The sequence below is a fragment of the Lacinutrix sp. genome, from assembly GCF_029238095.1.
Classification (GTDB): Bacteria; Bacteroidota; Bacteroidia; order Flavobacteriales; family Flavobacteriaceae; genus Lacinutrix.
Window position 1 is genome coordinate 51,747 of sequence record NZ_JAQWGS010000004.1, and the last position, 22,246, is coordinate 73,992.

The window sequence follows — 22,246 nt, forward strand, 5'->3', positions numbered from 1 at the left end:
TGCTGAAAATTAACACTAAATGAAATTTTTAAAAGAAATTAACAGAAGAAGAACTTTTGGTATTATTTCACATCCAGATGCTGGTAAAACTACTTTAACAGAAAAGCTATTATTATTTGGAGGAGCTATCCAAGAAGCTGGTGCTGTAAAGAGCAATAAAATTAAAAAAGGAGCTACTAGTGATTTTATGGAAATAGAAAGACAACGTGGAATTAGTGTTGCTACTTCTGTATTAGCTTTTGAGTATAACGGAATCAAAATCAATATATTAGATACTCCTGGACATAAAGATTTTGCAGAAGATACATTTAGAACCTTAACTGCAGTAGATAGTGTTATTGTAGTAATTGATGTAGCCAAAGGTGTTGAGGAACAAACCGAAAAACTTGTAGAAGTTTGCCGAATGCGAAATATACCAATGATTGTTTTTATAAATAAAATGGATCGTGAAGGGAAAGATGCTTTTGAACTTTTAGATGAAATTGAACAAAAATTAGGTTTAGTAGTAACCCCTTTAAGTTTTCCTATTGGAATGGGTTATGATTTTAAAGGTATTTATAACATTTGGGAAAAGAACATTAACCTTTTTAGTGGAGATAGCAGAAAAAACATTGAAGAAACTATTGAAATTTCAGACTTAAACTCTAAAGAATTAAATAATTTAGTTGGAGAAAAATCTGCAAATACGCTAAGAGAAGAAATAGAATTAGTAGAAGGTATTTATCCTAAATTTAACAATCAAGATTATTTAGAAGGAAAATTACAACCCGTTTTTTTTGGTTCTGCATTAAATAGTTTTGGAGTTCGCGAATTACTAGATTGCTTTGTTGATATTGCTCCAAAACCAAGAGCGAAACAGAGTGAAGAACGCCTTGTAAAACCAGATGAAACAGATTTTACCGGTTTTGTATTTAAAATTCATGCCAATATGGATCCTAATCATAGAAATCGTTTAGCTTTTATTAAAATTGTTTCAGGTGAATTTAAAAGAAACACACCATATTTACATGTTAGGCATAATAAAAAAGTAAAATTTTCTAGCCCAAATGCTTTTTTTGCTGAGAAAAAAGAAATTGTTGACATCTCGTATCCTGGAGATATAGTAGGTTTGCAAGACACTGGAACCTTTAAAATTGGAGATACCTTAACAGAAGGTGAAGTGCTGAATTATAAAGGAGTGCCAAGCTTCTCGCCAGAACATTTTAGATATATAAATAATGCAGATCCATTAAAATCTAAACAGCTTAATAAAGGTATTTACCAACTCATGGATGAAGGTGTTGCACAATTATTTACCTTAGAATTGAACGGAAGGAAGGTAATTGGAACAGTAGGCGCCTTACAATATGAGGTAATACAATACCGTTTAGAGCATGAATATGGAGCAAAATGCACCTATGAAAATCTAAATGTATTTAAAGCTTGTTGGGTTGAACCAACAGATAAGAAAAATGAAGAATTTGCAGCGTTTAAAAGAGTAAAACAACGTTTTTTAGCAAAAGATAAAAGAGGACAGTTGGTGTTTTTAGCAGATTCTTCATTTTCGTTACAAATGACACAACAAAAATACCCAAGTGTAAAATTTCATTATGTTTCAGAGTTTAAATAAAAAAAACTATTTTAAACACTTTTAAGGGTTTTTATAACACAGAAGCTATATTTAGTTATTTATATTTTAAAACTCAATAAAAAGAGCTTATATCGCTTGATTTTTTTGTTAAAATAACTAAATGTTATTAATTTTAAAATAATTATAAATTATAATTATAATCTTTCTTAATGAGTTATCCATTTGAATTTTAAACAAAAAAACTCTAAATGTATATTTAGAGTTTTTTGTTTTTAGAATAAAACTTGAACTGTTGGTCCGAAATTTAACGGCATTGAGAGGTTGCTCAAAAAAAATATTTTGAGCACCTCCAAAAAATTAGGCTTGTCCTGTTGGACCGAAATTTAACGGAATTGGAGGTTGCTCATAATCCTTGATTTCACCATGTGCTTTTTCAAAACGCTTTACGTTATCGTTTAATGCTTTTAATAATCGTTTAGCATGTTGTGGTGTTAGTATGATTCTAGACTTTACTTTACTTTTTGGTGTTCCAGGCATGACACTTACAAAGTCTACAACAAATTCTGATACAGAATGATTAATTATTGCAAGATTAGAATAAGTACCTTCTGCTACTTTCTCGTCTAATTCTATGTTTATTTGATTTGGTTTTGGTTTATTATCTTTATTATCTGCCATTGTAAAGTTGTTTACGCTTCCGTGATACTGAAAGTCTTATTATTGTATTTCGTTTTACTAAAAAGTCCTGCTAAATTTAGCAGGACTTTTTAAATACTATCTCTTAGAGAGATCCCAACCTGCGTTGGACTAAATTTGAGTTGCAGATTTCACTTTGCCTTTGTTTGGTGAAATCCGATTCTTATTTAATTGTAATTTACTTCTTCTTTAGATTTTAACATTTGATCGAACTCTTCTTTAGAACCTACTATAATCTTTTCGTAAGATCTCATACCTGTTCCTGCTGGAATTCTATGACCAACAATAACATTTTCTTTAAGACCTTCTAAAGAATCTACTTTACCTGCTACAGCAGCTTCGTTAAGTACTTTTGTTGTTTCCTGGAACGATGCCGCAGAAATAAACGATTTAGTTTGTAACGACGCTCTTGTAATACCTTGCAGTATTGGTGTTGCTGTTGCAGATTTTGCATCTCTTGCTACAACCAAAGCTTTATCTTCACGACGTAGTAAGGAATTCTCATCTCTTAATTCGAAAGCCGTTATAATTTGCCCTTCTTTTAAGTTAGTAGAATCTCCTGCATTTTCAACTACTTTTTTACCAAAAATAGCATCGTTTTCTTCGATAAAATCAGCTTTATGAGCCAATTGATCTTCTAGGAAAATTGTATCTCCAGAATCAATAATTCTCACTTTACGCATCATTTGTCTAACAACAACTTCAAAATGCTTATCGTTAATTTTTACACCTTGTAAACGGTATACTTCTTGAACTTCGTTCACTAAGTATTGTTGTACAGCCGCAGGTCCTTTAATATTTAGAATATCGTTTGGTGTTATAGAACCATCAGATAAAGGCATACCAGCTTTAATAAAATCATTTTCTTGAACAAGAATTTGACTTGATAATTTTACTAAGTATTTCTTAATATCTCCTAATTTAGATTCTACAATAATCTCACGATTACCTCTTTTAATTTTCCCGAAAGAAACAACACCATCAATTGCACTAACTACTGCTGGATTAGATGGGTTACGAGCTTCAAACAACTCTGTTACTCTTGGTAAACCACCAGTAATATCACCAGCTTTAGAAGATTTACGAGGGATTTTAACTAAGACTTTACCAATCTTAACTTTTTCTCCATCGTCTATCATTATGTGCGCACCTACTGGTAAGTTGTAAGAACGAATGGCTTCTCCTTTACTATCTTCTACAATAAGCGTTGGTATTAATTTCTTGTTTCTAGATTCTGAAATTACTTTTTCTTGGAACCCTGTTTGTTCATCAATTTCTACTTGATAAGTAACACCTTGCTCGATATTTTCATATCTCACTTTTCCTGCAAATTCAGAAATAATTACACCGTTATAAGGATCCCAAGTACAAACTACATCTCCAGCTTTTAACTTGTCTCCATTTTTGACTTCTATAGTAGAACCATAAGGAATATTATTTGTACTTAATGTAATACCTGTTTTCTTATCTACAAGTTTAATTTCTGAAGTACGAGAAATTACAATATCTACTGCATTTCCTTCTTTATCTTCACCTTTAACCGTTTTTAATTCTTCAATTTCAGCAATTCCATCAAATTTAACAGCTAGCTTATTCTCTTCAGAAATATTTCCTGCAATACCACCTACGTGGAATGTACGAAGTGTTAACTGTGTTCCTGGTTCTCCAATAGATTGCGCAGCTACAACTCCAACAGCTTCACCACGTTGTACCATTTTATTTGTTGCTAAGTTTCTTCCGTAACATTGCGCACAGATTCCTTTTTTAGCTTCACAACTTAATGGTGAACGTACTTCAACAGCATCAATTGGAGATGCTTCTATTGCGGCAGCAATATCTTCTTCTATTAATTGTCCTGCTTCTACTATTAGTTCTTCGGTTAATGGGTTGTACACATCATTAAGTGCAATACGTCCTAGAACACGTGCACCTAATTTTTCTACAACTTCATCATTTTTCTTTAAAGCTGAAACTTCTACTCCTCTTAATGTTCCACAATCTACACTGTTTACAATAACATCTTGAGAAACATCTACTAAACGACGTGTTAAGTAACCTGCATCTGCTGTTTTAAGTGCTGTATCGGCAAGACCTTTACGTGCACCGTGAGTAGAAATAAAGTATTCTAAAATTGAAAGCCCTTCTTTAAAGTTAGAAAGAATTGGATTTTCAATAATAGATCCTCCACCTGCAGTTGATTTTTTTGGCTTTGCCATTAATCCACGCATTCCTGTAAGCTGGCGAATCTGTTCTTTAGATCCACGTGCTCCAGAGTCAAGCATCATAAACACCGAGTTAAATCCTTGTTGGTCTTCTCTAATACGTTTCATGGACAATTCTGTCAATTCTGCATTGGTAGACGTCCAAATATCAATTACTTGGTTATAACGTTCGTTATTAGTAATAAGTCCCATGTTATAGTTACCAGTAATACCATCCACTTTTTTGTTGGCAGCATCAATCATAGATTGTTTTTCTGGTGGAATAATAATATCTCCTAAACTAAATGATAATCCTCCTTTGAATGCAAATAAGTATCCTAAGGTTTTAATTTCATCTAAGAAAGCTGCTGTTTCTGGTACACTTGTTACTTTTAAAATATCGCCAATAATATCTCTTAGAGATTTCTTGGTTAATACTTGATTAATATATCCTGCTGCAGCTGGTACTTTTTCGTTAAATAATACACGACCAGTAGTTGTTTCAACAATTTGAGGTACTAATTCTCCTGCTTCATTGAAATCTATTGTTCTTACTTTAATTTGTGCATTTAAGTCTACACGCTTTTCATTATAAGCGATATTTACTTCTTCAGCAGAATAAAAAGTTAAACCTTCACCTTTAACTGGAACTTCTGGTGTTGATGTACGTAACTTGGTCATGTAATACAGACCAAGTACCATATCCTGTGATGGTACAGTTACAGGAGCTCCATTTGCTGGATTTAATATGTTATGAGATGCCAACATTAACATTTGACATTCTAAAATAGCTTCTGGACCTAAAGGTAAATGCACAGCCATTTGATCACCATCAAAATCGGCGTTGAATGCTGCACATGCTAATGGGTGTAATTGTATAGCTTTACCTTCTATTAATTTAGGCTGGAAGGCCTGAATTCCTAATCGGTGAAGCGTAGGCGCACGGTTTAGTAATACTGGATGTCCTTTTAGAACGTTTTCCAAGATATCCCAAACCACTGGCTCTTTTTTGTCTATAATTTTCTTTGCAGATTTGACTGTTTTTACAATTCCTCTTTCGATTAATTTACGAATAATGAATGGCTTGTACAGTTCGGCAGCCATATTTTTAGGCAAACCACATTCGAATAATTTTAATTCTGGGCCAACAACAATTACAGAACGTGCTGAATAATCTACACGCTTACCTAGTAAGTTTTGACGGAAACGTCCTTGCTTACCTTTAAGTGAATCTGATAAAGATTTTAAGGGTCTGTTAGAATCTGTTTTTACTGCTGATGACTTACGTGTGTTATCTAATAATGAATCTACAGATTCTTGTAACATACGTTTTTCGTTTCGTAAGATTACTTCTGGAGCTTTAATCTCAACAAGTCTCTTTAAACGGTTGTTACGTATAATTACACGACGGTATAAATCATTTAAATCTGAAGTTGCGAAACGTCCACCATCTAGAGGCACTAATGGTCTTAATTCTGGCGGAATAATTGGCACAACTTTTAAAATCATCCATTCTGGACGGTTTTCTCTATTTAAATTAGACTCACGTAAAGCTTCTACAACTTGAAGACGTTTTAAAGCTTCCGTTTTACGCTGCTTAGACGTTTCTGTGTTGGCTTTGTGACGTAATTCGAAAGATAAACTATCTAAATCAATACGAGCTAATAGGTCTATAAGACACTCAGCTCCCATTTTAGCAATAAACTTATTTGGGTCTGTATCTTCTAAATAATTGTTATCTTGAGGAAGTACTTCTAAAATATTTAGATATTCTTCTTCAGTTAAGAAATCCATTTTTTGTAATGGTTCTCCTTCAGCATTTTTAGCATTACCAGGTTGTATTACTACATAACGTTCGTAGTAAATAATCATATCTAATTTCTTAGATGGTAAACCTAATAAATAACCTATTTTATTTGGTAACGAACGGAAATACCATATGTGAGCTACAGGAACAACAAGGTTAATGTGCCCTACGCGATCACGACGTACTTTCTTTTCTGTTACTTCTACACCACAACGGTCACAAACAATACCCTTGTAACGAATTCTTTTATATTTACCACAAGCACATTCATAGTCTTTTACAGGACCAAAAATACGCTCACAGAATAAACCATCTCTTTCTGGTTTATGTGTACGATAATTAATAGTTTCTGGCTTTAAAACTTCACCTCTAGACTCTGCTAAAATAGACTCTGGTGATGCTAAACCAATTGAGATTTTATTAAATCTCTGTACTGTATTCTTATCTTGCTTTCTTGCCATTTTTCTAGTATTCAGTACTCAGTATTCAGTCGGCAGTGCTTACTGCTGACTGATCACTGATTACTAGTTTTTTTATTCTTCTAATCTAATGTCTAATCCTAATCCTTTCAATTCGTGCATAAGTACGTTGAAAGATTCTGGTAATCCTGGATCTGGCATTGGTTCACCTTTTACGATTGCTTCGTAAGTTTTGGCTCTACCAACTACATCATCAGATTTTACTGTAAGGATTTCTCTAAGGGTTGCTGAAGCACCATAGGCTTCTAATGCCCATACTTCCATCTCACCAAAACGTTGCCCACCAAATTGTGCTTTACCACCTAATGGCTGTTGTGTAATTAATGAGTATGGTCCAATAGAACGTGCGTGCATCTTATCGTCTACCATATGCCCTAATTTAAGCATGTAGATTACACCAACCGTTGCAGGTTGATCGAAACGCTCACCTGTTCCACCATCGTATAAATAGGTATGACCATATCTTGGAATTCCAGCTTCATCTGTTAATTCATTAATTTGATCTATTGTAGCTCCATCGAAAATTGGTGTTGCATATGTGCGCCCTAAGTTTTGTCCAGCCCATCCTAATACAGTTTCGTATATTTGTCCAATATTCATACGCGATGGTACACCTAATGGGTTTAATACGATATCTACAGGAGTTCCATCTTCTAAGAAAGGCATATCTTCTTGACGTACAATACGTGCTACAATACCTTTGTTTCCATGACGTCCTGCCATTTTATCACCAACTTTAAGCTTACGTTTCTTAGCGATATAAACTTTAGCTAATTTAATAATACCTGCTGGCAACTCATCTCCTACAGAAATAGTAAACTTCTCACGACGTAATGAACCTTGTAAGTCGTTTTCTTTAATCTTGTAGTTGTGAATTAAATCTGCAATTAACTTATTAGTCTTGTCATCTGTTGTCCAAGTACCAGAAGTTAAATGCGTGTATTCATCTACAGCATTTAACATTTTTAAAGTAAACTTTTTACCTTTTGGTAAAACTTCTTCTCCTAAATCGTTAAAGATACCTTGTGATGTTTTTCCGTTTACAATTGTAAAAAGTTTTTCAACTAATACTGCTTGTAAAGCATCAAACTTAGCATTGTAGACACCTTCTAATTGAGCAATATCTTCTTTATCTTGAGCTCTTTTGCGTTTGTCTTTAATGGCACGAGCAAATAACTTTTTGTTAATTACTACACCATGTAATGATGGAGATGCTTTTAAAGATGCATCTTTTACATCACCAGCTTTGTCTCCAAAAATAGCACGTAATAATTTTTCTTCTGGTGTAGGATCGCTTTCACCTTTTGGAGTTATTTTTCCTATAAGAATGTCTCCTGGCTTTACTTCTGCACCAATACGAATCATTCCATGTTCGTCAAGGTCTTTTGTTGCCTCTTCTGAAACGTTAGGAATATCATTAGTTAGTTCTTCGTTACCTAATTTTGTATCTCTTACATCTAAAGAATATTCATCTATATGTATAGATGTGAATATATCTTCACGAACTACTTTTTCTGAAATTACAATTGCATCCTCAAAGTTATACCCTTTCCAAGGCATAAAGGCTACTTTCATGTTTCTTCCTAAAGCTAATTCTCCTTTTTGAGTTGCGTAACCTTCTGATAAAACTTGACCTTTTTTAACTTTATCACCTTTTTTAACGATAGGTTTTAAATTAATAGAAGTACCTTGGTTTGTTTTTCTGTATTTAACTAAAGGATAAGATTTAGTATCACTATCGAAACTCACCTTAGCTTCATCTTCAGTACGCTTGTATTTAATAATAATTTCGTTTGCATCTACATACTCAACAACACCTTCACCTTCAGCATTAATTAAAACACGAGAATCTGAAGCTACTTGTCTTTCTAGACCTGTTCCAACAATTGGTGATTGTGGCAGTAATAATGGTACAGCTTGACGCATCATGTTAGAACCCATTAATGCACGGTTGGCATCATCATGTTCTAAGAAAGGGATTAATGAAGCCGAAATAGATGAGATTTGGTTTGGAGCAACATCTGTGTAATGAATTTCTTTTGGATCCATTACAGGGAAATCGCCTTCCATACGAGCAATTACTTTGTCGTGTAGAATTTTACCATTATCATCAACTTTTACAGTTGCTTGAGCAATTAATTTCTCTTCTTCTTCTTCGGCACTTAAATAAATAGGTTCTCCTTTAATATCTACAACACCATTTGTTACTTTACGATATGGTGTTTCAATGAATCCCATAGAATTCACTTTTGCATATACAGATAAAGACGAAATTAATCCAATGTTCGGACCTTCAGGTGTTTCGATAGGACATAGTCTTCCGTAGTGGGTGTAATGAACATCACGAACCTCGAATCCTGCTCTTTCTCTAGATAAACCTCCAGGTCCTAAAGCTGATAATCGACGCTTATGCGTAATCTCTGCAAGAGGATTGGTTTGATCCATAAATTGAGATAATTGGTTTGTTCCAAAGAAAGAATTAATAACAGAAGATAAGGTCTTTGCATTAATTAAATCGATAGGTGTAAAGACTTCGTTATCACGAACGTTCATACGTTCACGAATAGTACGAGCCATACGTGCTAAACCTACACCAAATTGAGAAGATAATTGCTCACCAACTGTACGTACACGACGATTAGAAAGGTGATCGATATCATCAATCTCTGCTTTTGAGTTTATTAACTCAATTAAATATTTTATAATAGTTATAATATCTTCTTTGGTAAGCACTTGCTTATCCATACCAATATCTAACTGTAATTTCTTGTTCATTCTATAACGACCTACTTCTCCAAGAGAATAACGTTGGTCACTAAAGAATAATTTATCTATAATACCACGTGCTGTTTCCTCATCTGGTGGCTCAGCATTACGAAGTTGTCTGTAAATATGTTCTACTGCTTCTTTTTCTGAGTTAGTTGGATCTTTTTGAAGCGTATTATGTATAATAGCGTAATCTCCTTGTTGCGCACTTTCTTTGTGTAAAAGAATAGTTTTTACTCCTACTTCAAGGATTTCTTCAATATTATCTTTATCTAATTCTGTATCTCTGTCTAGAACAATTTCGTTACGCTCTATAGATACCACTTCTCCTGTATCTTCATCTACGAAATCTTCATGCCAGGTATTTAGTACACGAGCAGCAAGTTTACGTCCTAAAATTTTCTTTAAACCAGATTTTGAAACTTTTACCTCTTCGGCTAAGTCGAAAATCTCAAGAATATCTTTATCTCTTTCAAAACCAATAGCTCTGAATAAAGTTGTAACAGGTAATTTTTTCTTTCTATCAATGTAGGCATACATCACTTGGTTGATGTCCGTAGCGAACTCAATCCAAGACCCTTTGAAAGGAATAACTCTTGCTGAATATAATTTTGTTCCATTTGCATGGAAAGATTGTCCAAAAAACACACCTGGAGATCTATGTAATTGAGAAACGACTACACGTTCTGCACCATTGATACAAAAGGTACCAGAAGGTGTCATGTAAGGTATTGTTCCTAGATACACATCTTGAACAATGGTCTCGAAATCCTCATGTTCAGGGTCTGTACAGTAAAGTTTTAACCTTGCTTTTAATGGAACGCTATATGTAAGTCCTCTTTCTATACACTCTTCAATAGCATATCTTGGTGGATCGATAAAGTAATCTAAGAATTCTAATACGAATTGATTACGAGTATCTGTAATTGGAAAGTTTTCCATGAAGGTATTATATAAACCTTCATTACCTCTTTCTTCAGATTTTGTTTCAAGTTGGAAAAAATCCTGAAAGGATTTTATCTGTATATCCATAAAATCTGGATATTCAGTTCTATTAATAATAGACGAGAAATTTAATCTTTCAGCTTGTGTTACTAACATCAATGGACGAAATTTTGATTAAAAAAATATACTTGCATATAGGTGTTACCTATATACGACAAATGGTCTAGGTCTTAGAGCGCATGCTCTAGACCTAAACCTTTGTAAAAACTATTGGTATTGCTTACTTAAGCTCAACCTCTGCTCCTGCCTCTTCTAACTGAGTTTTAAGAGCTTCAGCTTCATCTTTAGAAACACCTTCTTTGATTGCACTTGGTGCATCATCAACTAAACCTTTTGCTTCTTTTAATCCTAAACCAGTTAATTCTTTAACTAATTTTACAACAGCTAGCTTAGCGCTTCCTGCTGCTTTTAAGATTACATCAAATTCTGTTTGAGCTTCAGCTTCGTCTCCGCCACCTGCAGCTGGTCCAGCCATTGCAACTGCAGCTGCAGCAGGCTCGATACCATATTCATCTTTTAATATAGTTGCTAACTCATTTACTTCTTTAACTGTAAGGTTAACTAATTGTTCTGCGAAATCTTTTAAATCTGCCATTTTTGATAATTTTTTTTAATTTTTAATATTTAAGTGTAAAGTGCGTACTTTTTATATTATCCCTCTTTTTGAGATAATGTTTTAAGAATTCCAGAAAGTTTTCCTCCACTTGATTTAAGTGCAGAAATAACATTCTTAGCAGGAGATTGTAATAATCCTACAATATCTCCAATTAATTCTTCTTTTGATTTAATATCAACTAGCATATCTAGCTGATTATCTCCTATGTAAACAGTTTCTTCAATAAAAGCACCTTTTAACAAAGGTTTTTCTGATTTCTTACGGAATGCTTTTATTACTTTTGCTGGAGCGTTACCAGTTTCAGAATACATTACAGATGTATTACCTTTAAGCGTTGATGGTAAGTTCCCAAAATCTCTTTCAGAGGCTTCCATTGCTTTTTCAAGTAATGTGTTTTTTACAACTGCTAATTTTATGTTTGCTTTAAAACAAGCACGACGTAAATCTGAAGTTGTACCTGCATTTAAGCCAGATATATCTGCTAAGTAAATGTTAGCATTATCGGCTAATTGAGCAGTTAATTCTACTATAACTTTTGATTTTTCTTCTCTTGTCATGATATAAGTTATTTAACTACTAACCGATTTTTGTATCAACTGCAATACTAGGACTCATAGTAGAAGACATAAAAATGCTCTTTACATAAACTCCTTTTGAAGCAGTTGGCTTCAGTTTCATTAAAGTTGTTAATAATTCGTTTGCGTTACCTTCAATTTTATCAGCACTAAAAGATGCTTTACCAATTGCAGCATGAACAATACCAGTTTTATCTACTTTAAAATCAATTTTACCAGCTTTTACTTCTGTTACTGCTTTAGCAACATCCATAGTTACTGTACCTGTTTTAGGGTTTGGCATTAATCCGCGAGGACCTAATACACGTCCTAAAGGACCTAATTTACCCATTACACTAGGCATAGTGATAATTACGTCAACGTCTGTCCAACCACCTTTAATTTTATCAAGGTATTCGTCTAAACCAACATAATCTGCACCAGCTTCTTTAGCTTCTGCTTCTTTATCTGGAGTTACTAATGCTAAGACTTTTACGTCTTTTCCTGTACCATGAGGAAGAGATACAACACCTCTTACCATTTGATTCGCTTTTCTAGGATCTACACCTAAACGTACTGCAATATCTACAGAAGCATCGAACTTTGCGTTAGATATTTCTTTGATTAAGGCAGAAGCTTCTTGTAGAGAATATACTTTATCTTTCTCAATTTTTGCGATTACCTCTTTACGTTTCTTTGTTAATTTTGCCATTTTAAAATCTTTTTTAGGTTAATTGGGTGCATCACCACCTTTAACAGTTATACCCATAGATCTTGCAGTTCCTGCGATCATTTTCATTGCTGAATCAATAGTAAATGCATTTAAATCTACCATTTTATCTTCTGCAATAGTTTTTATCTGATCCCAAGATACCTTAGCTACTTTACGTACATGAGGTTCACCTGATCCTTTTTTAACTTTGGCCGCTTCTAACAATTGTACAGCAGCTGGAGGAGTTTTGATTACAAAATCAAACGATTTGTCTTTGTAAACAGAAATCACAACTGGTAAAACTTTACCAGCTTTATCTTGAGTTCTAGCATTAAATTGCTTACAGAACTCCATGATATTAACACCAGCAGCACCTAAAGCGGGTCCAACCGGTGGCGACGGATTCGCTGCACCTCCCCTTACTTGTAATTTGACTACTTTGCCTAATTCTTTTGCCATTTTGAATAATTTAGTTTCGTATTGTATCTATTTTTGAAGCTGATACAACACTTTCTTTATTGTAACAATTATTAAATTTTTTCTACTTGCATGTAACTTAATTCTAACGGTGTTTTTCTTCCAAAAATCTTGACCATTACTTCTAACTTACGTTTTTCTTCGTTGATATTTTCAATAGTACCATCAAACCCATTAAAAGGCCCATCTATAACTTTTACAGTTTCTCCTTTTGTAAATGGTATTGCAACGCTAGCATCCATATCAACAGATAATTCATCAACTTTACCTAACATCCTATTAACTTCAGACTGTCTTAAAGGTAAAGGATCTCCTCCTTTTGTAGCTCCTAAGAAACCAATTACATTTGTTATTGATTTAATAATGTGAGGAACTTCTCCAGTAAGATTAGCTTTTATCATTATGTATCCACTAAAATAAACTTTTTCTTTGTTTATTTTTTTTCCGTTTCTAATTTGCACTACATTTTCTGTAGGCACTAAAACCTGCTCAACATAATCCTGTAAACCTAAGCGAGCAATTTCATTCTCGATGTAAGTTTTTATCTTATTTTCTTGACCACTTACTGCTCTAACTACGTACCACTTTTTTTCTCCAACTTCAGCCATAAACTTTATATTAACTAATTAATTTAAAGTATTCGCTAATTACTTTACTGAAAACAGTATCAACTCCCCAAATTGCTAGGGAAAATATGATTGAAAACACAGCAACTAAAATAGTCAACCTTTGCACTTCAGGCCAAGGTGTCCATGTCACGTTATTTTTCAGTTCACCAAATGATTCTTTTATATAATTTACTATTCCAGCCATTTTAATGTATAATTTAACGAAAAACATATTACTACATTTTCCTAATTTTATTAGGAACTAGGTTACAAAACCTTAATACCTATATGCACGGGTTGAGAGACTCGAACTCCCGACACCTGGTTTTGGAGACCAGTGCTCTACCAACTGAGCTAAACCCGTAAATATAAGTCAAGGTGTCACGAAAAACGAGACACCTTAACTCTATATTTGAAAGACTAAAAATTAGTCTAAAATCTCAGTTACCTGACCAGCACCAACTGTTCTTCCTCCTTCACGAATTGCGAAACGAAGACCAACATTCATTGCAATTGGTTGAATTAATTCAACATGAATTGTTAAGTTATCTCCTGGCATAACCATTTCAACTCCATCAGGAAGCGCAATATTTCCAGTTACATCAGTTGTACGCACATAAAACTGTGGACGGTAGTTATTGTGAAATGGTGTATGACGACCACCTTCTTCTTTTTTAAGAATATAAACCTCTGCTTTAAACTTAGCATGTGGTGTTACAGAACCTGGCTTACAAATAACCATACCTCTTGAAATTTGAGATTTCTCAATTCCTCTTAACAAGATACCAGCGTTATCACCAGCCTCACCTCTATCTAAAATTTGACGAAACATCTCAATACCTGTAATCGTAGATGTTAACTTCTCAGCACCCATACCAATGATTTCTACAGGATCTCCAGTGTTTGCAATACCAGTCTCAATACGACCAGTTGCTACTGTACCACGTCCAGTAATTGAAAATACATCTTCAATGGGCATTAAAAAAGGCTTGTCAACTTCTCTTAATGGCTCTTCAATCCAGTTGTCTACAGCTTCCATTAATTCTAAAACTGTATCCACCCACTTTTGCTCGCCATTAAGCGCACCTAAAGCAGATCCAGAAACTACAGGTCCATTATCACCATCATATTCATAAAATGATAATAATTCACGTACTTCCATGTCAACTAATTCTAATAACTCCTCATCATCAACCATATCCACTTTATTTAAGAATACTACAATTCTTGGGATTCCTACCTGACGACCTAATAAGATATGTTCACGTGTTTGTGGCATAGGACCATCTGTTGCAGCTACAACTAATATAGCACCATCCATTTGCGCAGCACCAGTAACCATGTTCTTTACATAATCGGCGTGACCAGGACAATCTACGTGTGCATAGTGACGATTTAAAGTTGCATATTCTACGTGTGAAGTATTAATTGTAATACCTCTTTCTTTCTCTTCTGGAGCGTTATCAATCTGATCGAATGATTTCGCTTCTGAATATCCTGCGTCAGCTAATACTTTAGTAATAGCAGCAGTTAAAGTTGTTTTACCGTGATCTACGTGTCCAATTGTACCAATGTTTAAGTGTGGTTTTGAACGATCGAAAGTTGCCTTTGCCATGTTTTAATAATTTAATCTTAGTTATATAATAATATTAGTGTTCTATTTTTTTATTTAAAAAATTTGAGCCAATGACGGGAATTGAACCCGTGACCTCTTCCTTACCAAGGAAACGCTCTACCTCTGAGCTACACCGGCTAAATATAGAGCGAGAGACCGGGTTCGAACCGGCGACATTCAGCTTGGAAGGATGACGCTCTACCAACTGAGCTACTCTCGCAATTATTTAAATCCTTAAACTTAAAATAAGTGGGGAGAGCAGGATTCGAACCTGCGAAGACGTAGTCAGCAGATTTACAGTCTGCCCTCGTTGGCCGCTTGAGTATCTCCCCAATTTTAAATTTATCAATCTTTTAAAGAACTTATAAAAAAGCTTTAACTTTTTTATTTAAGAGCCGATGGAGGGACTCGAACCCACGACCTGCTGATTACAAATCAGCTGCTCTAGCCAGCTGAGCTACATCGGCTTTTATCGCTTTTTTTACATGTAAAAAAAGCCCGCTATTTCTAACGGACTGCAAATGTATATATTTATTTAGTTATTCAAAAATATTTTAAGTAAATATTTTTATAAATGTGCTCTTAATTTTGCTTTTCTCTTTTTTAGTTGCCTTTCTAGTGATGCAACTGCGATATCTACACCTTCTTCAAACGTTTTACATTGCTTCTTGACAACGAAACTATCTCCTGGAACACTAATTCTTGCCTCAAAAATTTTATTTTCTTTGTCACTAGTATTTTCTACTTTCAAAAAAACATCTGATTTTATAATCTTATCGTAAAATGTATCTAATTTATTCATTTTCTGTTGAATAAAATCTAAAAGTTCTTGGTTCACATTGAAATTAACGGCTTGAGTATTTACTTTCATATGCATTACAATTAAATTAGGTTATACAATTACTTTTTACTTCTTGGATGTGCTTTTAAATACACTTTTTTTAACTCTGCAATACTATTGTGAGTATAAACTTGTGTTGCAGCCAAACTTGAATGCCCTAGGAGTTCTTTAACCGCATTTAAATCTGCTCCTTGATTTAATAAATGTGTTGCAAAAGAATGCCTTAGTATGTGTGGACTTTTTTTTACCTTATTAGATGCTAAACTAAAATACTCATTTATTATTCTGTAAACAAGTGTTTCGTAGATTTTAACGCCTTTATTAGTTAAAAATAGTGCTTGCTTATTTTTAATTTCTTTAAGCTGTTTCCTTTTTTCTATATACAATTCTAATGTTTGGATTACTGAATATAACAAAGGCACATAACGTTCTTTATTTCTTTTACCTAAAACTTTTAAAGTCTTATTTCCAAAATCTACATCTAATAACTTTAAATTAACTAATTCTATTCTTCTAATACCTGTAGAGTAAAATAGTTCTATGATTAATCTATCTCTAATACCTTTGTAACTATCTTCATAAGATAATTCATCTAAAGCTACAATTATTTCTGCCTCAGAAAAAGGTACTTGTATTTTTTTACTTGTTTTTAGAGCCTTATGCTTTACTAAAGGATTAACTTCTATGTCACCTATTTTTAATAGAAATTTATAATAGGAGTTTAATGCAGATACTTTACGGTTAATACTTCTATTAGAAATTTTAGCTTCTACTAGTTGTACTATCCAATTTCTGATTTGAGCGTAATTTACTTCGCTTAATTTAGTGTCGGCAAATTCTTTAGCTAAAAAAGATTGAAAAGAGTTAATGTCGTTTGTGTAAGCTTTTACTGTTAGTTGAGAATAATTCCTCTCCAACTCAAGATAATCTGTAAACGCTTTTAAAGACATAGTATTATTTTTATGTCAAGATAATTACTATTCTTTAAATAATGAAGCACGTTGAGATAAGTCGTCTATTAATTTCTCGTCATCTTCACTTTCTAATAACACATTATAGGTTTTCCAAAACTCTTTGTTATAAGGTTTAGGTGAAAAAATATCCATGTCCCAATTGTTTTGCAGTGCACTACTAATCTTAGCAGGATCTAAAACTATATCTGAAAACAATATTTCTTGTATAGTGTAATAATAGCGTTCTTCTTTATATTGTTCTGCAAGTTCTTCTTCTTGTTTGTTTTTGGGTTTAAAACCTACATTTACAAGTTTAGGCGTTTCGTAATAAATATAATTAGGGTACATTTTATCATTAAACTCTTTATAATTTATTACCAATTTATGATTAACTTGAGTATCGAACAAACGCTTGCTTCTACTTTTCTGCTCGTTTGATGCTGCAATTAATTCGTACTCTACTTTTTTAATAGCAAAATTATCATAATATATATACAGCCAACCATTGGCATGGTAACCTTCGTTATAAATGCCTTTAGTATCTAAACCAACATATTCTGCTCCTTTATTTATTTTAATTTTATATAACTTACGTTCATTATCAACTAAAATTGTATCTAATTCAAATTGATGTTTTTTTAAAATATCATCACCAAATAATGCTTTTTTACTATTTACATTTCTAAACATATTTAGTTTGCCTTGAAATATATTTTGCAAACCATTTACTCTATTGTCATTCCACTTAATCGCTTTGTTAAGTTCTGCTGTTTTAATTTGAACTCTTCTAAGGTTTTTAGGATTTGTTCTTGTTTTGTTATTTTGGTTTAAATAAGAAGCATAAGTAAATAAGCTATCTATATCTCTAAGATCGTAGCTCTTACGCATTTGGTCTACATTGATTTTTAAATGCGTATTTGCAGAGACATTATAACTAGAGTCGTAAACAGAAATCGCACTTTCTATAAGCCATTTAAATTCTTTTTTATTTCGCTCTTTATGTCTTAAAAACCCTTTTTGTATATAAGAAGAATCTGGCATTGTAAGTGGTAGTTTTTCAATGGCCTTTAATACAATCTCATTCCCTGTTTTGGGTCTTTCTTCTGCTTCTAACACCACTTCGTCTAATGATGCAACCTCTTCAACCAAATAAATGGGTTCTGAAGCGTCGAATTGATCTAATGGAATTTTTTCTGTTGAATACCCTATTGATGAAACTACTAAAGTATCTGTTGCATTCTCTCTTGGAATTCGAAGTGCAAACTTTCCATCTGCATTTGTAATGGTTCCTATTGCAGTAGTTTTAATATAAACACTTGCACTCTCAATAGGCTCATCTTTAAAAAAATCTAAAACTTTATTACTTATTTCTTGTTGTGCAAAAGTTATTGTACTGCACAAAAAAAATAGGATATATAGGATTTGATTTTGAAGTTTCATGGAAAAAAAGTTAATTAAGTTATAGTTTAAACGACGACCTTTCACCTTTTATTATGAAATCCCTTCTTTTGTAGGAATTCAGTGATTTACTTCAGGCATATGTTCTTTCTTATCAATTACCATTTTAGCAAAATTGAAAACAATTTTCGCTAAAACAATAATTTAATATTAATGATTAACTGCTGGTTTATATTCTTTCTTATCAATTACCATTTTAGCGATAATCTCTCTTAAGATTTCACTTGTACCTCCACCAATAGGTCCTAATCTACTATCTCGCAATAAACGTGCCATTGGATATTCTTCCATATAACCATAGCCTCCTAACATTTGTAAACATTGGTAAATAACATCATCTGCCATTTTTGTAGAGCGTAGTTTAGATATGGTTGCTTCTTTTACAACGTACTCATCTTTATTCAATCTTGCTGTTACAGAATAATTAAATTCTTTACACACTTCCATATCTGCGAAACAATCTGCCATTGTATGGCGTAATGCTTGAAATTTATCTATTGTTTTGCCAAAAGCTTGACGTTCTCCCATATACTTAACCGCATACTCTAAAGCAAACTCGGCTCTAGCATGTGCATTAACTCCCATTATTAAACGCTCTAAAGCAAAATGCTGCATAATGTATGGAAAACCTTTACCTTCTTCACCCATTAAATGACTTGAAGGTATAATTACATTATCGAAAGCTATTTCTCCTGTATCTGATGCTCTCCATCCTAGCTTATCTAATTTTGTTGCAGAAACACCTTTTGTATCTCTATCTACAATAAATATACTTATGCCTTTATTACCTAATTCAGGACTTGTTTTTGCAGCTACTACAATATAATCACTGTAAACTCCATTTGTAATAAAAGTCTTAGAACCATTTATAACATATGTATCTCCTTTTTTAACAGCAGTTGTTCTCATTCCTGCAACGTCGCTACCACCAAAAGGCTCTGTTACTGCCATTGCTCCAATACATTCTCCTATAATACTTTTTGTTAAATATTTTTGTTTAATTTCTTCACTGCCTTCAGCATTAACATGAGTCATTGCTAAGTAAGCATGTGCCCACATTGCTGCAGCAAAGCCACCTGAATTTATTTTTTGAAGTTCTTCAAGAAAAATAACAGTATAGAATAAATCTAAATCCATACCACCATATGCTTCAGGATAAGCAATCCCAAAAAAGCCCATTTCACCAAACTTTTCCCAGATAAAACGCTCTATATGTCCAGTTTCCTCCCACTTTTCTATATGTGGCACGACTTCTTTTTGTAAAAAATCTGCTAAACTTTGTCTAAATAAATTATGCTCTTCTGTAAAGTATCTGCTATCCATTTTATTATATTCTAATTTAGATGCAAATATAACTTAATTATCTCTATTTTTTTAACGGGAAAGTCTTTAACTTTTGTTAATTCGTCAAGTGATTTAAAGCCTTCATGAAGTGTTCTGTATTCAATAATATTATGAGCAATTTCATAATCTATAAATCTAATGGTTACTAACTCTGCCTTTGTAGCAAGATTTATATCAAGTCGATTTATCTTTTTTGGTGTTTTTAGACTAAATGACTTTTTTAACTCGGTAATTGTTTCTGGTTTTAAGCCATAAATTTCATCGAGTTCTACTATAGAAACAAATCCATTTTGCTTGGTACGATATTTTATAATGCGCTCTGCGAATGCTTCGCCTATACCATATACTTTTTGAAGTTGAATTGAAGTTGCAGTGTTTAAGTCTATTTTCTCTGCTTCAGATTTAGGGCTAGTTGTTTTATAAGATTTTGTGTATTGTTGTTTGGGCTTTGGGTTTGTAACCCAATCTGGAAATTTAAAATAAGGTGAAATCTTATTAAATACGGAATCTGAAACATTTGTGACTTGTTGAAACTGTTTAGCAGAATTTATCCATTGATCTTGGGCTCTAAATTTTAAAAGCCTATTAATTTCTTCAGAGGTCATTCCTAAAGTGTAACCTTTATAATCTGTTATAAAGTTAGGATTGAAAGGATAGATTTTTGGTTTGCGTTTTTCAATTTCTACCAATTTTAAAGAATCTATCTCATTTTGAAATAATTGTATTTCTTTTGAATCTACAGATATATCTTCAGAAGAAAAACTAACGAATACATAAAAGCATTGAAAAACTAAAATAAGTATTACCAATAAAAAAATCCCATTTCGTTGTTTCTGAGTGAACACAAAATGGGATTTTAAATTTTTCATTATTAAAACGTTTACATTTTATCTACTAAATCTGTAGCTCCATCTTCTAAAGCATCTTCTTTTTTGTTAATAGCATTCATGTATTTGGTTAATTCTTTCTTGATTACAGGAGATAAAATAATAACACCAATAATATTTGGTACTACCATTGCAAATATCATTGCATCAGAAAAATCGATAACTGCACCTAAACTAATAGATGCTCCAACAACTACAAATAATAAGAATAAAATTTTATATACTAAATCTGTAATTTTTCCTTTTCCGAATAAAAACACCCAACCTTGCATACCATAGTAAGACCAAGAAATCATGGTACTAAAAGCGAATAAAATAACAGCAATTGTTAAAACAATAGAGAAATGAGGGATTACAGTATCGAAAGCCGTTGCTGTAATTTCTACACCTTCTTTAATTTCTACTCCATACTCCATAAATCCACCATCAAAGTTTGTTATAACTATTACCAGAGCAGTCATTGTACAAATAATAACTGTATCGACAAATGGCTCTAGTAAGGCAACAATACCTTCACTTGCAGGATATTTTGTACGTACTGCAGAGTGTGCAATAGCTGCAGATCCAACACCAGCTTCGTTAGAAAAAGCACCACGTCTTATACCCTGAATCATCACACCAATAACACCACCTAAACCAGCTAATGGTGTAAAAGCACCATTAAATATAGCAGCAAAGGCATCATCAATTAGAGTAAAGTTTGCGAATAATATTATTAAAGCTGCTAGCACGTAAATACCAGCCATGAAAGGCACCACTTTTTCTGTTACAGAGGCAATACGCTTAATACCACCAATTATTACAACAGCTACTAAAACAGCCATTACAATACCAAAATACATTCCTGCATTTTCTCCTGTTAAATTGAATAGTTTTGTGAATTGTGCAGCAGCTTGGTTTGCTTGAAACATGTTTCCACCACCAAATGAACCACCAACAACGAAAATAGCGAAAAGAACTGCTAGGACTTTTCCGAAGCCTCCTGCTCCTTTTTCTTTTAGACCTTTAGTAAGGTAATACATTGGTCCACCATAAACGGTTCCGTCTTCTCCAACATCTCTATATTTAACTCCTAAAGTACATTCTGCAAATTTAGATGCCATACCTAATAGTCCTGCAACTATCATCCAGAATGTAGCTCCAGGACCTCCAATAGAAAGTGCTACTGCAACACCTGCAATATTACCGAGTCCTACCGTTGCAGATAAAGCAGCTGTTAACGCTTGAAAATGTGATACTTCTCCATCTGCACCTTCATTTTTAATAGTTTCAAACACATCTCCTCCTGGCGTTTGGTCGCCATATAGCGAATCTACTCCGTGTTTTTCAATATCTTCATATTTACCTTGTACAACTTTTATTGCTGTTCTAAAACCGGTAAAGTTGATAAACTTAAAATAAATTGTAAAGAACAATGCTCCTCCAATAAGCACTATTAAAACCCAAGGTATTCTTATTGTTTCGGTAAATGGTATTTCAGAAAAAATACCTTCTACAAACCAACCTGTATACTTTTTAAATACAGCGTCAATAGTATCTGCAGTACTGTCTTGAGCAAAACTTAGTAATGGCAATATTACTGTTAAAATTGAAAGAAGGTATTTCTTCATAATATATTTTTGTTAGTTAGTTATTTAATTAAGAATAGCAAGATGCA

The 22,246-nt window shown here is 33.1% G+C and carries 17 protein-coding genes and 5 tRNA genes; 1 reads left to right on the forward strand and 21 read right to left on the reverse strand.

Annotated elements, in window-relative coordinates:
- Positions 1 to 19: 19 nt before the first annotated feature.
- Positions 20 to 1,609 (forward strand): peptide chain release factor 3, encoded by a 1,590-nt coding sequence (locus tag P8H50_RS01100; RefSeq protein ID WP_300204648.1) that lies wholly within the window; start codon positions 20 to 22, stop codon positions 1,607 to 1,609.
- Between the two features lie 318 nt (positions 1,610 to 1,927).
- Here P8H50_RS01100 and P8H50_RS01105 read toward each other — a convergent pair whose 3' ends face one another.
- The 21 genes from P8H50_RS01105 to P8H50_RS01205 all read right to left on the reverse strand — a co-directional run bounded on the left by P8H50_RS01105 (position 1,928) and on the right by P8H50_RS01205 (position 22,199).
- A complete protein-coding gene (locus tag P8H50_RS01105) occupies positions 1,928 to 2,248 on the reverse strand; it encodes a DUF3467 domain-containing protein (protein WP_300204651.1) in 321 nt (106 codons plus the stop codon).
- Positions 2,249 to 2,433: 185 nt separating this feature from the next.
- Positions 2,434 to 6,735 carry a DNA-directed RNA polymerase subunit beta' gene (rpoC, locus tag P8H50_RS01110; RefSeq protein ID WP_300204654.1) on the reverse strand — a complete coding sequence of 1,434 codons (4,302 nt, stop codon included), beginning with the start codon at positions 6,733 to 6,735 and terminating at the stop codon, positions 2,434 to 2,436.
- 72 nt (positions 6,736 to 6,807) lie between these two features.
- Positions 6,808 to 10,620, reverse strand: a complete 3,813-nt coding sequence (gene rpoB, locus P8H50_RS01115; protein WP_300204658.1) for a DNA-directed RNA polymerase subunit beta — start codon at positions 10,618 to 10,620, stop codon at positions 6,808 to 6,810.
- Positions 10,621 to 10,744: 124 nt separating this feature from the next.
- Positions 10,745 to 11,119, reverse strand: a complete 375-nt coding sequence (gene rplL, locus P8H50_RS01120; RefSeq protein ID WP_300204661.1) for a 50S ribosomal protein L7/L12 — start codon at positions 11,117 to 11,119, stop codon at positions 10,745 to 10,747.
- Positions 11,120 to 11,175: 56 nt separating this feature from the next.
- The gene (rplJ, locus tag P8H50_RS01125; protein ID WP_300204665.1) at positions 11,176 to 11,697 is read right to left on the reverse strand and encodes a 50S ribosomal protein L10; all 522 of its coding nucleotides are present in this window, start codon (positions 11,695 to 11,697) and stop codon (positions 11,176 to 11,178) included.
- A gap of 19 nt (positions 11,698 to 11,716) precedes the next feature.
- The gene (gene rplA / locus P8H50_RS01130) at positions 11,717 to 12,406 is read right to left on the reverse strand and encodes a 50S ribosomal protein L1 (RefSeq protein WP_300204668.1); all 690 of its coding nucleotides are present in this window, start codon (positions 12,404 to 12,406) and stop codon (positions 11,717 to 11,719) included.
- A gap of 18 nt (positions 12,407 to 12,424) precedes the next feature.
- The gene (rplK, locus tag P8H50_RS01135; RefSeq protein ID WP_013870447.1) at positions 12,425 to 12,865 is read right to left on the reverse strand and encodes a 50S ribosomal protein L11; all 441 of its coding nucleotides are present in this window, start codon (positions 12,863 to 12,865) and stop codon (positions 12,425 to 12,427) included.
- Between the two features lie 71 nt (positions 12,866 to 12,936).
- A complete protein-coding gene (nusG, locus tag P8H50_RS01140; RefSeq protein ID WP_300204674.1) occupies positions 12,937 to 13,491 on the reverse strand; it encodes a transcription termination/antitermination protein NusG in 555 nt (184 codons plus the stop codon).
- Positions 13,492 to 13,501: 10 nt separating this feature from the next.
- Complete coding sequence (gene secE / locus P8H50_RS01145) at positions 13,502 to 13,696, reverse strand: preprotein translocase subunit SecE (protein WP_300204678.1); 195 nt, start codon at positions 13,694 to 13,696, stop codon at positions 13,502 to 13,504.
- Between the two features lie 86 nt (positions 13,697 to 13,782).
- Positions 13,783 to 13,855: transfer RNA gene (locus P8H50_RS01150), tRNA-Trp, on the reverse strand.
- 63 nt (positions 13,856 to 13,918) lie between these two features.
- Positions 13,919 to 15,106: an elongation factor Tu gene (gene tuf, locus P8H50_RS01155; RefSeq protein WP_300204684.1), complete on the reverse strand. Its 1,188-nt coding sequence runs from the start codon at positions 15,104 to 15,106 to the stop codon at positions 13,919 to 13,921.
- A gap of 66 nt (positions 15,107 to 15,172) precedes the next feature.
- Positions 15,173 to 15,244 (reverse strand) — tRNA-Thr (locus P8H50_RS01160).
- Positions 15,245 to 15,253: 9 nt separating this feature from the next.
- Positions 15,254 to 15,326, reverse strand: a tRNA-Gly gene (locus tag P8H50_RS01165).
- A gap of 30 nt (positions 15,327 to 15,356) precedes the next feature.
- Positions 15,357 to 15,438 (reverse strand) — tRNA-Tyr (locus tag P8H50_RS01170).
- Between the two features lie 61 nt (positions 15,439 to 15,499).
- Positions 15,500 to 15,573 (reverse strand) — tRNA-Thr (locus P8H50_RS01175).
- A gap of 101 nt (positions 15,574 to 15,674) precedes the next feature.
- The gene (gene raiA, locus P8H50_RS01180; protein ID WP_300204848.1) at positions 15,675 to 15,977 is read right to left on the reverse strand and encodes a ribosome-associated translation inhibitor RaiA; all 303 of its coding nucleotides are present in this window, start codon (positions 15,975 to 15,977) and stop codon (positions 15,675 to 15,677) included.
- A gap of 29 nt (positions 15,978 to 16,006) precedes the next feature.
- The gene (locus tag P8H50_RS01185; protein ID WP_300204689.1) at positions 16,007 to 16,897 is read right to left on the reverse strand and encodes a tyrosine-type recombinase/integrase; all 891 of its coding nucleotides are present in this window, start codon (positions 16,895 to 16,897) and stop codon (positions 16,007 to 16,009) included.
- Between the two features lie 27 nt (positions 16,898 to 16,924).
- Positions 16,925 to 18,340 carry a carboxypeptidase-like regulatory domain-containing protein gene (locus tag P8H50_RS01190; RefSeq protein WP_300204693.1) on the reverse strand — a complete coding sequence of 472 codons (1,416 nt, stop codon included), beginning with the start codon at positions 18,338 to 18,340 and terminating at the stop codon, positions 16,925 to 16,927.
- A gap of 168 nt (positions 18,341 to 18,508) precedes the next feature.
- Positions 18,509 to 19,681 carry an acyl-CoA dehydrogenase family protein gene (locus P8H50_RS01195; RefSeq protein WP_300204698.1) on the reverse strand — a complete coding sequence of 391 codons (1,173 nt, stop codon included), beginning with the start codon at positions 19,679 to 19,681 and terminating at the stop codon, positions 18,509 to 18,511.
- 11 nt (positions 19,682 to 19,692) lie between these two features.
- Entirely contained in the window at positions 19,693 to 20,571 is an 879-nt protein-coding gene (locus tag P8H50_RS01200) for a helix-hairpin-helix domain-containing protein (RefSeq protein ID WP_300204701.1), read from the reverse strand.
- A gap of 11 nt (positions 20,572 to 20,582) precedes the next feature.
- A complete protein-coding gene (locus P8H50_RS01205; RefSeq protein WP_300204704.1) occupies positions 20,583 to 22,199 on the reverse strand; it encodes an alanine/glycine:cation symporter family protein in 1,617 nt (538 codons plus the stop codon).
- Between the last annotated feature and the right edge of the window lie 47 nt (positions 22,200 to 22,246).

What these genes read in the sequence shown, in the direction of transcription:
- P8H50_RS01100 (WP_300204648.1), top strand. Translation starts at nt 20, where the DNA reads ATGAAATTTTTAAAAGAAATTAACAGAAGAAGAACTTTTGGTATTATT.
- P8H50_RS01105 (WP_300204651.1), bottom strand. Translation starts at nt 2,248, where the DNA reads ATGGCAGATAATAAAGATAATAAACCAAAACCAAATCAAATAAACATA.
- rpoC (WP_300204654.1), bottom strand. Translation starts at nt 6,735, where the DNA reads ATGGCAAGAAAGCAAGATAAGAATACAGTACAGAGATTTAATAAAATC.
- rpoB (WP_300204658.1), bottom strand. Translation starts at nt 10,620, where the DNA reads ATGTTAGTAACACAAGCTGAAAGATTAAATTTCTCGTCTATTATTAAT.
- rplL (WP_300204661.1), bottom strand. Translation starts at nt 11,119, where the DNA reads ATGGCAGATTTAAAAGATTTCGCAGAACAATTAGTTAACCTTACAGTT.
- rplJ (WP_300204665.1), bottom strand. Translation starts at nt 11,697, where the DNA reads ATGACAAGAGAAGAAAAATCAAAAGTTATAGTAGAATTAACTGCTCAA.
- rplA (WP_300204668.1), bottom strand. Translation starts at nt 12,406, where the DNA reads ATGGCAAAATTAACAAAGAAACGTAAAGAGGTAATCGCAAAAATTGAG.
- rplK (WP_013870447.1), bottom strand. Translation starts at nt 12,865, where the DNA reads ATGGCAAAAGAATTAGGCAAAGTAGTCAAATTACAAGTAAGGGGAGGT.
- nusG (WP_300204674.1), bottom strand. Translation starts at nt 13,491, where the DNA reads ATGGCTGAAGTTGGAGAAAAAAAGTGGTACGTAGTTAGAGCAGTAAGT.
- secE (WP_300204678.1), bottom strand. Translation starts at nt 13,696, where the DNA reads ATGGCTGGAATAGTAAATTATATAAAAGAATCATTTGGTGAACTGAAA.
- tuf (WP_300204684.1), bottom strand. Translation starts at nt 15,106, where the DNA reads ATGGCAAAGGCAACTTTCGATCGTTCAAAACCACACTTAAACATTGGT.
- raiA (WP_300204848.1), bottom strand. Translation starts at nt 15,977, where the DNA reads ATGAAAGTAAATACTCAAGCCGTTAATTTCAATGTGAACCAAGAACTT.
- P8H50_RS01185 (WP_300204689.1), bottom strand. Translation starts at nt 16,897, where the DNA reads ATGTCTTTAAAAGCGTTTACAGATTATCTTGAGTTGGAGAGGAATTAT.
- P8H50_RS01190 (WP_300204693.1), bottom strand. Translation starts at nt 18,340, where the DNA reads ATGAAACTTCAAAATCAAATCCTATATATCCTATTTTTTTTGTGCAGT.
- P8H50_RS01195 (WP_300204698.1), bottom strand. Translation starts at nt 19,681, where the DNA reads ATGGATAGCAGATACTTTACAGAAGAGCATAATTTATTTAGACAAAGT.
- P8H50_RS01200 (WP_300204701.1), bottom strand. Translation starts at nt 20,571, where the DNA reads ATGAAAAATTTAAAATCCCATTTTGTGTTCACTCAGAAACAACGAAAT.
- P8H50_RS01205 (WP_300204704.1), bottom strand. Translation starts at nt 22,199, where the DNA reads ATGAAGAAATACCTTCTTTCAATTTTAACAGTAATATTGCCATTACTA.